Origin of the sequence: Sinomonas sp. G460-2, from assembly GCF_047759905.1 — a bacterium.
Classification (GTDB): domain Bacteria; phylum Actinomycetota; class Actinomycetes; order Actinomycetales; family Micrococcaceae; genus Sinomonas.
On the sequence record NZ_JBKZWT010000112.1, the window covers coordinates 1 to 10,929 of the forward strand.

Consider the following 10,929-nt stretch of genomic DNA (forward strand, 5'->3'; position numbering starts at 1 on the left):
GGCGCAGAGGCGACGGCGGGCGTGGGCTGGGGCGCGGTGGAGGTCATAACCCCAAACTACCGCCCCGACCCTGCCAGAACGTCGCGGAGGACGACCGCCTGATTGTGGTCCTCGTCGCGGGCTGAATAGACGAGTTCCACGCGGGGATGAGCCGCGATGGCGTCCTTGAGCTCGCCGAACGCCGCGGAGCCCTCGAGTTCCTCGCGGTAGCGCCGCGCGAACTCCTCGAAGCGCTCGGGCTCGTGGCCGAACCACTTGCGCAGCTCAGTGGACGGACCCACGTCCCTGAGCCAGAGGTCAACGGCCGCGTGATCCTTGCTGAGTCCGCGTGGCCAGACGCGGTCGACGAGGATGCGGTAGGTCCCGGCAGGCGAGGAATCGTAGACTCGGCGCAGCATCACGGTGGCCATGGGCCCCATGCTAGGCCCGCCGATGGTGCCGAGGGACCGGGTCGCGCGGCAATCCGTGGAAGAATTGGCGCATGCCTGAAGCGAACACCACGGGTACAGACACGCCCGGCACCCCTTCCCTCTCCCACCCAACCGCCCCCGAGACCCCGGCCCACGCCGCCACCGTCCCCGAGAAGCCCGCCCTCGAGGGCCTCGAGGCGAAGCTCACCGAGCGGTGGCTCGCCGAGGGCACGTACCGGTACGAGACGAACACGAGCCGGGAGCAGGTCTACTCGATCGACACTCCCCCGCCCACGGCGTCCGGCTCGCTCCACGTGGGCCACATGTTCTCCTTCACGCAGACCGACCTCCTGGCGCGCTACCAGCGCATGACCGGCAAGAACGTCTTCTACCCCATGGGCTGGGACGACAACGGCCTCCCGACCGAGCGCCGCGTCCAGAACTACTTCGGCGTTCGCTGCGACCCGAGCGTGCCGTACAACGCCGACTACCGGCCGCCCGCCCAGCCCGCCAAGAACCAGCGCGACTTCGACGTCGTCTCGCGGCGCAACTTCATCGAGCTCTGCGAGGAGCTCGCGGTCGAGGACGAGAAGGTGTTCGAGCACCTCTTCAAGACGCTCGGCCTGTCCGTCGACTGGGACATGACGTACCGCACGATCGACAACACCTCGCGCGCTGTCTCGCAGCGCGCGTTCCTCCGCAATCTCGCCGAGGGCGATGCCTACCTCGCCGAGGCGCCCACGCTGTGGGACGTCACGTTCCGCACCGCGGTGGCCCAGGCGGAGCTTGAGGACCGCGAGGTGCCGGGCGCCTACTACCGCTACGCCTTTACGGCCGACGACGGCCAGCCGGTTCACATCGAGACGACCCGTCCCGAGCTGCTCGCCGCGTGCGCCGCGCTCGTGGCCCACCCGGACGACGAGCGCTACCAGCCGCTCTTCGGCAAGACCGTTCGCTCGCCGCTGTTCGGCGTCGAGGTCGAGGTCAAGGCGCACCCCCTCGCGAAGCCGGACAAGGGCTCGGGCATCGCGATGGTGTGCACGTTCGGCGACCTCACCGACGTCACGTGGTGGCGCGAGCTCCAGCTCCCCACGCGCTCGATCATCGGTCGCGACGGCCGCCTCCAGGCGGAGACCCCCGAGTGGATCACGTCCGAGGACGGCAAGGCGGCATACGCCGAGATCGCCGGGAAGACGGCTTTCTCGGCGAAGGAGGGCGTGGTCAAGCTGCTCTCGGAGCAGGGCCTGCTCGACGGCGAGCCGAAGAAGATCATGCATCCCGTGAACTTCTACGAGAAGGGCGACAAGCCCCTCGAGGTCGTCACGAGCCGTCAGTGGTACATCCGCAACGGCGGGCGTGACGCCGACCGTCGCGAGCGCCTGCTCGAGCGGGGCCGCGAGTTCGCGTGGCACCCGGGGTTCATGCGCTCGCGCTACGAGAACTGGGTCGAGGGCCTCAACGGCGACTGGCTCGTTTCGCGCCAGCGCTTCTTCGGCGTCCCGATCCCCGTCTGGTACCGGCTCGACGAGGGCGGGAACCCGGACTACGAGAACCCGATCGTTCCCGACAACGCCGCACTGCCGGTCGACCCGGTCGCCGAGGCGGCGCCCGGCTTCGACGAGGCGCAGCGCGACCAGCCCGGCGGCTTCACGGGTGATCCGGACGTTCTCGACACGTGGGCGACCTCCTCTTTGACCCCGCAGATCGTGGGCCGATGGAGCCGGGACGAGGAGTTCTTCGGGAACGTGTTCCCGTTCGACCTCCGCCCGCAGGCGCACGAGATCATCCGCACGTGGCTGTTCTCGACCGCCGTCCGCGCCGACGCGCTCCACGACTGCGCCCCATGGCGCAACGCGGCCATCTCAGGCTGGGTGCTCGACCCCGACCGGAAGAAGATGTCGAAGTCGAAGGGCAACGTCGTGGTGCCCACCGACATCCTCGAGGAGTACGGCGCGGACGCGGTCCGCTACTGGGCCGCCTCCGCGAAGCTCGGCTCCGACACGGCGTTCGAGGTCGCGCAGATGAAGATCGGCCGTCGCCTCGCGATCAAGATCCTCAACGCGTCCAAGTTCGTGCTGGGGCTCGGTGCGACTGAGGCGAACGTGGTCCGCGAGCCGCGCGACGCCGTGCTCGTCAACCCGCTCGATCGGGCCCTCCTGGCCCAGCTCGCCGATGTCGTGGCCCAGGCTGGCTCGGCCTTCGCGGGGTACGATCCGGCACGCGCGCTCCAAATCACCGAGTCGTTCTTCTGGCAGTTCACGGACGACTACGTCGAGCTCGTCAAGGACCGCGCCTATGGCGCTCAGGGCGAGGCCCAGCAGGCATCGGTGCTCGCGGCCCTCGCGACGACGCTCGACGCCCTCCTGCGCCTGTTCGCGCCGGTTCTGCCCTTCGCCACCGAAGAGGTCTGGGGCTGGTGGCGCGCGGGGTCGGTGCACCGTGCCCCGTGGCCCGAGGCGCTGCCGGTCGAGGGCGATCTCGGCATGCTGGCCACCGTGGGCCTGGCCCTCTCCGGCATCCGGAAGGCCAAGTCGGAGGCCAAGGTCAAGCAGCGCACCGAGGTCGTGTCCGCGACCGTGTCGGCTCCGAGTGCCCAAATCGCACAGCTCAGGGGTGGCCTCGGCGACCTTCGGGCGGCCGCGAACGCGCGCGAGCTCAACCTCGAGGACGGCGCTGAGGAACTGAAGGTCTCCGGCGTCGAGCTCGCGGCGGCCGAGGTCTAGCGCCCGCGAGCCGGCCTGAGGGTCCCCGAGGCGGAGAGCTCTCGGGCAAAGGGGAAGCCCCATCAGCGTTCTCGCGTTGGTGGGGCTTCGACTTTATCGGCTGTTCGGTGACGACTCCCAGTCTGGTGGAATCCTTGGCATCCAGGTCGTACCCTTCGTCACTAAGGGCCAATCGCCGGCTTTGCCTGAGGCTGCGTCGAATCGATTGTCACTGAATCTTCGGTTTCCACGTCCTCCTCTTCTTGGAGGAGGTAACTACCATTGTGATCCGGGCCACAGTCGCGTGCAAGGGCGATCCGCGAAGTACAGATGCGTAATTCGGGGGCGGGACCGACGCACGGCCCCGCCCCCGAACGCTCACACGGCCTGGGGGCGTTCCGTGCGGGACCGCTTGATCTCGAAGAAGTGCGGATAGCCCGCGAGCGTCACCGACGCATCCCACACCTCCCCCGCCTCCTCGCCCTGCGGGACCCGGGTCATGACCGGGCCGAAGAACGCCGTGCCGTCGAAGGCGACCACAGGCGTGCCGACGTCCTGGCCTACGAGCTCGATCCCGGACTTGTGGCTCGCGCGCAGCTGGGCGTCGAACTCCTCGGAATCGGCGTAGTCGGCCAGGCTGGCCGGGAGGCCGACCTCCTCGAGCGCACGCCGGATGACCTCGGTACGGTCTTTGACGCCCTCGTTGTGGATGAACGAGCCCATCGCATCGTAGAGCGGCTTGATGTGCTCGGGACCGTGTAGCTCCGATGCGGCGATGATGACGCGTACGGGACCCCAGTTCTGGTCCATCGCACGCTGATAGTCGGGGTCGAGCTCACGGCCCTCGTTGAGCACCGAGAGGCTCATGACGTGCCACCTCGTCTCAATGTCCCGAACCTTCTCAACCTCGCCTATCCACCGCGACGTCACCCACGCGAACGGGCACGCGGGGTCAAACCAAAAGTCTGCCTTGCTCTTCACTGCCTCTGCAGCAGAGGTCATGGCGGAGTCTCCCTTCGTCGTCATGTGCATTCCTTGCCATCGTATTCCGCGACCTCCTCGATCCAATTTGGGATACCAAGAGGCGAAATTTGGGATACCAAGAATTCCGACATATGAAATTTAGATTCCTTCTTGTGGAAATCGTCGCGTTCTGCCTACTCTGGTTTCACCAGGCTGACGTGAAACCGATCACGTCGAGCACACAGACCGAACACGAACGGCACCCATTCCCACCTCATGCGACGCGCTGAAAGCGAGTTCGGCGCGCGCTCGGGAGCCGCGGCAGCGTCGCCCAGCTTCCGAAATTCTGATCGCCCGTTAGGAGCACCTTTGTTGTCCCAGGTATCTAAGAACCCCGCGCAGGCGCACACCGCCCCGGCCACCCGCCCGAGGGGACGCGCGCGCTGGAGCATCGCCCTCCTCATGGGCTTCGGCATCCTCATCAACTACGTTGACCGCCTCTCGATCTCGGTCACTCAGCAGCCCCTCACGCACGACTTCGGGCTCAGCGCAACCGAGTTCGGCGTGCTCTCCTCGGCGTTCCTCTGGTCCTACGCAATCATGCAGATCCCCTCTGGCATGCTGCTCGACCGCTTCGGCGTCAAGAAGATCTGGGGCGCGAGCGCGGTGCTGTGGACCGTCGCTTCAGTCCTCACCGCGATCGCATCCGGGGCCTGGGTCATCATCGTTGCCCGCGTGCTCCTTGGCGTTGCCGAGGCCCCCGCGTTCCCCGGCGCGATGAAGGCCACGGGCCAGTGGTTCCCGCGGCACGAACGCGGGCTGTGCACCGCGATCTTCGACAGCGGCACGCGGCTCGCGAACGTGCTCGGGCTCCCCCTCATCGCATTCACCGTCTCCACATGGGGCTGGCGCGAGGCGTTCTGGCTCCAGGCCGCCCTCTCGATCGTGTTCCTCGTCGCGTTCCTCTGGCGGTACACAGGGCCCAAGGCGCGCCTTGCGAAGGGCCGCATGACGAACGACGAGTACCGCTACATCGTGGACGGCGGGGCCTCGAGCGAGGATGTGCGCCCGCAGAGCGACTGGGCCACGGTCGGCTATCTCCTCCGGCAGCGGAAGGTGTGGGGCCTTTCGCTGGGCCTCGCGGGGGCCGGCTACGTCCTCTGGATGCTGCTCACGTGGCTCCCGGGCTACATGCAGACGAGCATGAACCAGAGCGTGCTCCAGAGCGGCATCTACGCGGCCGTCCCGGCGTTCGCGATGTTCGTCTCAGAGCTCACGATCGGCGGCGTGTGGGTGGACCGCGTGATCGGTCGCGGCGCGAACCCGGACAAGGTCCGCAAGGGCGTCCTCGTGGCAGGCATGATCGTGGCCCTGTTCACGGTCGGTGCGGCCTTCAGCAACACGCCGATCGTCGCGATCATCTGGATCGCCATCGGCAGCGCGGGCATCGCCCTCGTGTACGTCACGAGCAATTCCCTCCCCGCGCTCATCGCACCGGAGGGCAGCGCTGGCTCGCTCGCCGCGATTGTGAACTGCGTCAACCTGCTCGCGGGCGTCGCCGCCCCGATCGTGACCGGCTTCGTCGTGGACGCGACGGGCCATTTCTTCTACGCGTTCATCATCGGCGGTTTCGCACTCATCGGCGGCCTTGCCTCGTACCTCCTGCTCATGGGGAGGATCGAGCCGATCCCGGCCCGCGCCGTCGTCCATTCGGCACAGGACTGAGCGCTCACGCAAAAGGAGGCCGGCACCGCGCGGTGCCGGCCTCCTTCGCGTGCTGGGCGCTACGCCGACTTCGTGCGGCGCTTCGCCACGACGCTGTGCGGGATGAGCGTGGGCTCTTCGTGGCGCATGACGACGTCCCGCGTCACCACGACGCTCGCGACGTCGTCGCGGCTCGGCAGGTCGAACATGACGGGGAGGAGCACCTCCTCCATGATCGCCCGCAGGCCGCGGGCGCCCGTGCCGCGCTCGAGCGCGAGGTCCGCGATCGCCTCGAGCGCGCCGTCCTCGAAGTGCAGCTCGACGCCGTCAAGCTGGAACATCTTCTGGTACTGCTTCACGAGGGCGTTCTTCGGCTCAGTCAGGATCTGCATGAGCGCCGGCCTGTCGAGATTCTCCACGGTCGTAATGACCGGGAGGCGGCCGATGAACTCCGGAATGAGCCCAAATTTGAGCAGGTCCTCAGGCATGACGTCCGCGTACGTGCTCTCGTGCTTCGTGATCGAGCTCAGCGGGACACCGAAGCCGATCCCCTTCTTGCCCGCGCGCTGGCCGATGATCTCCTCGAGCCCCGCGAACGCGCCCGCGACGATGAACAGGACGTTCGTCGTGTCGATCTGGATGAACTCCTGATGCGGATGCTTGCGGCCGCCCTGCGGCGGGACGGAAGCCACCGTGCCCTCGAGGATCTTGAGGAGCGCCTGCTGGACGCCCTCCCCCGAGACGTCCCGCGTAATCGACGGGTTCTCGCTCTTGCGCGAGATCTTGTCGATCTCATCGATGTAGATGATGCCCTGCTCGGCCTTCTTGACGTCGTAGTCGGCGGCCTGAATGAGCTTCAGCAGGATATTCTCGACATCCTCGCCGACGTAGCCCGCCTCGGTGAGGGCCGTCGCGTCCGCGACCGCGAACGGGACGTTGAGCCGGCGCGCGAGCGTCTGGGCGAGGTAGGTCTTTCCGCAGCCCGTGGGTCCGATGAGGAGGATGTTCGACTTCGCGATCTCGACGTCGTCGTGCCCATGCCCTTCGGCAAGCGACCCGGACTTCGAGCCGTGACCGGCCTGAATCCTCTTGTAGTGGTTGTAGACCGCAACGGCCAGTGCGCGCTTGGCGGGCTCTTGGCCCACAACGTATTCCTGGAGGAAGTCGAAGATCTCGCGCGGCTTCGGCAGCTCGAAGCTGCCCAGATCCGAGACCTCCGCGAGCTCTTCCTCGATGATTTCGTTGCAGAGTTCAATGCACTCGTCGCAGATGTAGACCCCGGGGCCCGCGATGAGCTTCCGCACCTGCTTCTGGCTCTTCCCGCAGAACGAGCACTTCAGCAGATCCGCGCTCTCACCAATCCGAGCCATTCGTCGAATCCCTTCGTGTAGGGGCAGAAGCCGTGACCACTCCACTGTAGGACACTGGGCCGACAGCGCACCGATGCCAAACGCCGGTGCCGCCGAAGATTTCTCGGCGGCACCGGCGCCTTTTACGACACGCCCGGCACGTGACCGTCAGCGAGCGATAGCGCTCTGCCGGATCTTGCGCGACTCAAGCACCTCATCGACGAGCCCGTAGACCTGGGCCTCGGGCGCCGTGAGGAACAGATCGCGCTCGATGTCGCGGCTGATTTCCTCGGGCGTCTTGTTCGTGTGCTTGGCCCACGTGTTCTCGAGCCACTCGCGCATGCGAAGGACCTCGCGCGCCTGGATCTCGAGGTCCGTCGCCTGGCCGCCCTGGCCGCCCGAAAGGGACGGCTGGTGGATCATGACGGTCGAATTCGGCAGTGCGAGGCGCTTGCCCGGCGTCCCCGCCGCGAGCAGGACCGCCGCCGCCGAGGCCGCCATGCCGAGGCACACTGTCTGGATCTCGGGGCGGATGAACTGCATCGTGTCGTAGATCGCCGTCATCGCGGTGAACGAACCACCCGGCGAGTTGATGTACATCGTGATGTCGCGGTCCGGGTCATTGGCCTCGAGCACGAGCAGCTGGGCCATGATGTCGTCCGCGGAGGCGTCGTCGACCTGGACGCCCATGAAGATGATGCGGTCCTCGAACAGCTTCGTGTACGGGTCCTGGCGCTTGAAGCCGTACGGCGTGCGCTCCTCGAACTGCGGCAGAATGTAGCGGCTCGTCGGCAGGCCCGCCGGGTTGACGCCCATGTTGTAGTTCATCTCTTGCTCCTTAGTCGCCCTGGGCGTCTCTTACTTGTCCGTCCCGCCGCCACCGGTGACGTGCCCGGCCCGCTCGGCGATCTTGTCGAAGAACCCGTAGTCGAGGGCCTCCTGAGCCGTGAACCACTTGTCGCGGTCGTTGTCCTTCAGGATCGTCTCGATGGTCTGCCCGGTCTGCTCCGCCGTGAGCTCGGCCATGACCCGCTTCATGTGCAGGATGAGCTCCGCCTGGATCTTGATGTCCGACGCGGTGCCGCCGATCCCGCCCGAGGGCTGGTGCATGAGGATGCGGGCGTGCGGGGTCGCGTAGCGCTTCCCCTTCGTCCCGGACGAGAGCAGGAACTGCCCCATCGAGGCGGCGAGCCCCGTCGCGACCGTGACGACATCGTTCGGGATGTACTGCATCGTGTCGTAGATCGCCATGCCGGCCGTGACCGACCCGCCGGGCGAGTTGATGTACAGGAAGATGTCCTTCTCGGGGTCCTCTGCGGAGAGGAGCAGGAGCTGCGAGCAGATCGTGTTCGCATTCTCGTCCCTCACCTCGGAGCCGAGCCAGATGATGCGCTCCTTGAGGAGCCGCTGGTAGATGAAGTCCTGTCCGTTGCCCTCCGCGGGCCCCGCCATGCGCGGCGTGCTTTCCTGCTGTGGCATGGTGCGCTACCTTCCGATCTGCTGCAAAGACTGGTTGCTGCTACAGGGACACTAGCCCGTTTGGGGATGCGTTTGTTCCGCGCGTCGCCACTGTTCGCTTTAGGCGCATGACGGCGCCGCACGCGCCTCGCGCGGGACAGCACAAGGGCCGCCGTTCGCGCCATGCAGCGCGGGCGGCGGCCCTTGTGAGGAAGCGTCAGAACTTGGCGGCGGCGGGGTCGTCGCTCGGGATAACGTCGGCGGCGACCTCCTCAGGCGCCTCCTCCACGGTCTCCTCGCCGGCCGGACGGACGAACTCGGTCAGGTCAACGGCGTTGCCCTCGGAGTCGGTCACCTCGGCCTGGCCGAGGACGAGCGCGAGCGCCTTGCGGCGGCGGACCTCACCGACCATCATCGGAACCTGACCGGACTGGTCCATCATCTGGGCGAACTGGTTCGGGTCCATGCCGTACTGCGACGCCGTCGAGATGAGGTACTCGATGAGCTCATTCTGCGAGACGCCGACCTCTTCCTTCTCCGCGATCGCGTCGAGGATGATCTCGTTCTTGAAGGCACGCTCGGTGTTCGCGAGGACCTCCGCGCGGTGCTCCTCGGTGTCGTGGTCCTCGGCCGCGCCGTGGCCGCCCGTCTCCGGGTTGAAGTGGGCCTCGACCTGCTCGGTGATGACCGACTCGGGTACCGGCACCTCGATGAGCTCGACGAGCTTGTCGAGGACCTTGTCGCGCGCCTCAACGCCCTGCTGGGCCACCTTCGCGTCCGCGGCCTGCTTCGCGAGGTCCTCGCGGAGCTCGGCGATCGTGTCGAACTCGGACGCCAGCTGCGCGAAGTCGTCGTCGGCCTCGGGGAGCTCGCGCTCCTTGACCGCGGTCACCTTCACGGTCACCTGGGCGGCCTCGCCCGCGTGCTCGCCGCCGGCAAGCTTCGTCTCGAAGATCGTCTCCTCGTCGGCGCTGAGGCCCGTCACGGCCTCGTCAAGACCCTCAAGCATGGTGCCCGAGCCAACCTGGTAGGAGAGGCCCGCGGCGGAGTCGACCTCTTCGTCGCCCACCTTCGCGGTGAGGTCGATGGTGAGGAAGTCATCGGCCTGCGCGGGCCGGTCCACCGGCTTGAGCGTGCCGAAGCGGCCGCGCAGCTCATCGAGCGCCTTCGTGATGTCCTCGTCCGACGCCGCGGCGGCCTCGACATCGACCTTGATGCCGGCGTAGTCGGGGAGCTCGATCTCGGGACGAACGTCGACCTCGACCTGGAACGCGAGCTGGCCATCGGTCGCGCTCGGGTCGGGAACCTCGGTGATCTCGACCTCGGGGCGGGAGAGCGGGCGGATGCCGGTCTCGGAGACGGCCTGCTGGTACCAGTCGTTGAGGCCCTCGTTGATCGCCGTCTCGAGGACGTAGCCGCGGCCCACGCGCTGATCGATCACGCGGGAGGGAACCTTGCCCTTGCGGAAGCCGGGCACCTGGATCTGCTCGGCAACCTGCTTGTACGCCGCGTCGATGTTCGGCTTGAGTTCATCGAACGGGACTTCGACGTTGAGCTTGACGCGGGTGGGGCTAAGGTTCTCGGCGGCGCTCTTCACAGCGTGGCACTCCTGGATGTTCTTGTTGGGGTCGCCGCCCTGGCTGGCTTGCCGACGGCCGAACAGTCGGGATGACAGGATTTGAACCTGCGACTTCCTGCTCCCAAAGCAGGCGCTCTAGCCAAGCTGAGCTACACCCCGTATCTGATGCACAGACCACAATACAGGCGTGCCTGCAGGGGCGCACATTCGCACAAACAGCGGCGCGAGAGAGGGGACGACGGGAATCGAACCCGCGTAATCAGTTTGGAAGACTGAGGCTCTACCATTGAGCTACGTCCCCGAGCCCTTCAACTAAAGCGAATTCGCTGATCGCGTGTCAAATCTCGCGGCCCGACACGCCGTTCGTCGGTTCCGCTGGCCCATCAGCCCGCTGGCATTGAGGGCACCAATACAGCTTGCGCCCCGCCTCAGCCGCGAGCCGAACATTCTCGCCGCACACCCGGCACGCTTGCCCGTGCCGTCTGTACACATAGTGAGCGTGATCCGGCCCCGGGAGTTCGCCTGGGCCGCCCGGCCAGAGGGCCGGGTCGGTTGTGACGATGCGGCCGTCGCGCACGCCGTGCCCGAGCGCCACGACGGCGTCGTCCCACAGGGCAACCGCCCGAGCGTGCCCCACATGGGTTCCGGGCAACGCCGGGTCGAGGCGGGCTCTGAACAAGAGCTCGGCGCGGTAGACGTTGCCGATACCGGCGACCACGGCCTGGTCCATGAGGAGCCGCCCCACGGGCGTACGACGGCGCGTG

General features: G+C 67.0%; 9 protein-coding genes and 2 tRNA genes. 2 read left to right on the forward strand and 9 right to left on the reverse strand.

Annotated features, from left to right (window positions below; all coding sequences use genetic code 11):
* Positions 1 to 56 precede the first annotated feature (56 nt).
* The gene (locus ACLN58_RS11895) at positions 57 to 410 is read right to left on the reverse strand and encodes a DUF488 domain-containing protein (RefSeq protein WP_415855471.1); all 354 of its coding nucleotides are present in this window, start codon (positions 408 to 410) and stop codon (positions 57 to 59) included.
* A 71-nt stretch (positions 411 to 481) separates the two neighbouring features.
* Here ACLN58_RS11895 and valS point away from each other — a divergent pair, with 71 nt between their 5' ends.
* Entirely contained in the window at positions 482 to 3,133 is a 2,652-nt protein-coding gene (gene valS / locus ACLN58_RS11900; protein ID WP_415855472.1) for a valine--tRNA ligase, read from the forward strand.
* Positions 3,134 to 3,490: 357 nt separating this feature from the next.
* Here valS and ACLN58_RS11905 read toward each other — a convergent pair whose 3' ends face one another.
* Positions 3,491 to 4,138 carry a disulfide bond formation protein DsbA gene (locus tag ACLN58_RS11905; RefSeq protein WP_415855473.1) on the reverse strand — a complete coding sequence of 216 codons (648 nt, stop codon included), beginning with the start codon at positions 4,136 to 4,138 and terminating at the stop codon, positions 3,491 to 3,493.
* A gap of 309 nt (positions 4,139 to 4,447) precedes the next feature.
* On the opposite strand from ACLN58_RS11905, the gene ACLN58_RS11910 reads away from it, so the two are divergent.
* Positions 4,448 to 5,800, forward strand: coding sequence for an MFS transporter (locus tag ACLN58_RS11910; RefSeq protein WP_415855474.1), 1,353 nt, complete (start codon positions 4,448 to 4,450; stop codon positions 5,798 to 5,800).
* Positions 5,801 to 5,859: 59 nt separating this feature from the next.
* Here ACLN58_RS11910 and clpX read toward each other — a convergent pair whose 3' ends face one another.
* The 7 genes from clpX to ACLN58_RS11945 form a co-directional block, all read right to left on the reverse strand.
* Positions 5,860 to 7,149 (reverse strand): ATP-dependent Clp protease ATP-binding subunit ClpX, encoded by a 1,290-nt coding sequence (gene clpX / locus ACLN58_RS11915; protein WP_415855475.1) that lies wholly within the window; start codon positions 7,147 to 7,149, stop codon positions 5,860 to 5,862.
* A gap of 147 nt (positions 7,150 to 7,296) precedes the next feature.
* The gene (locus ACLN58_RS11920) at positions 7,297 to 7,956 is read right to left on the reverse strand and encodes an ATP-dependent Clp protease proteolytic subunit (RefSeq protein ID WP_415855476.1); all 660 of its coding nucleotides are present in this window, start codon (positions 7,954 to 7,956) and stop codon (positions 7,297 to 7,299) included.
* Positions 7,957 to 7,986: 30 nt separating this feature from the next.
* Positions 7,987 to 8,607 carry an ATP-dependent Clp protease proteolytic subunit gene (locus tag ACLN58_RS11925; RefSeq protein WP_415855477.1) on the reverse strand — a complete coding sequence of 207 codons (621 nt, stop codon included), beginning with the start codon at positions 8,605 to 8,607 and terminating at the stop codon, positions 7,987 to 7,989.
* Between the two features lie 196 nt (positions 8,608 to 8,803).
* Positions 8,804 to 10,183 (reverse strand): trigger factor, encoded by a 1,380-nt coding sequence (gene tig, locus ACLN58_RS11930; protein ID WP_415855478.1) that lies wholly within the window; start codon positions 10,181 to 10,183, stop codon positions 8,804 to 8,806.
* Between the two features lie 66 nt (positions 10,184 to 10,249).
* Positions 10,250 to 10,324 (reverse strand) — tRNA-Pro (locus ACLN58_RS11935).
* 71 nt (positions 10,325 to 10,395) lie between these two features.
* A tRNA-Gly gene (locus ACLN58_RS11940) sits at positions 10,396 to 10,466 on the reverse strand.
* Between the two features lie 36 nt (positions 10,467 to 10,502).
* Positions 10,503 to 10,929 (reverse strand): zinc finger domain-containing protein (locus tag ACLN58_RS11945; RefSeq protein ID WP_415855479.1); only part of this gene is annotated, 427 nt, incomplete at its 5' end.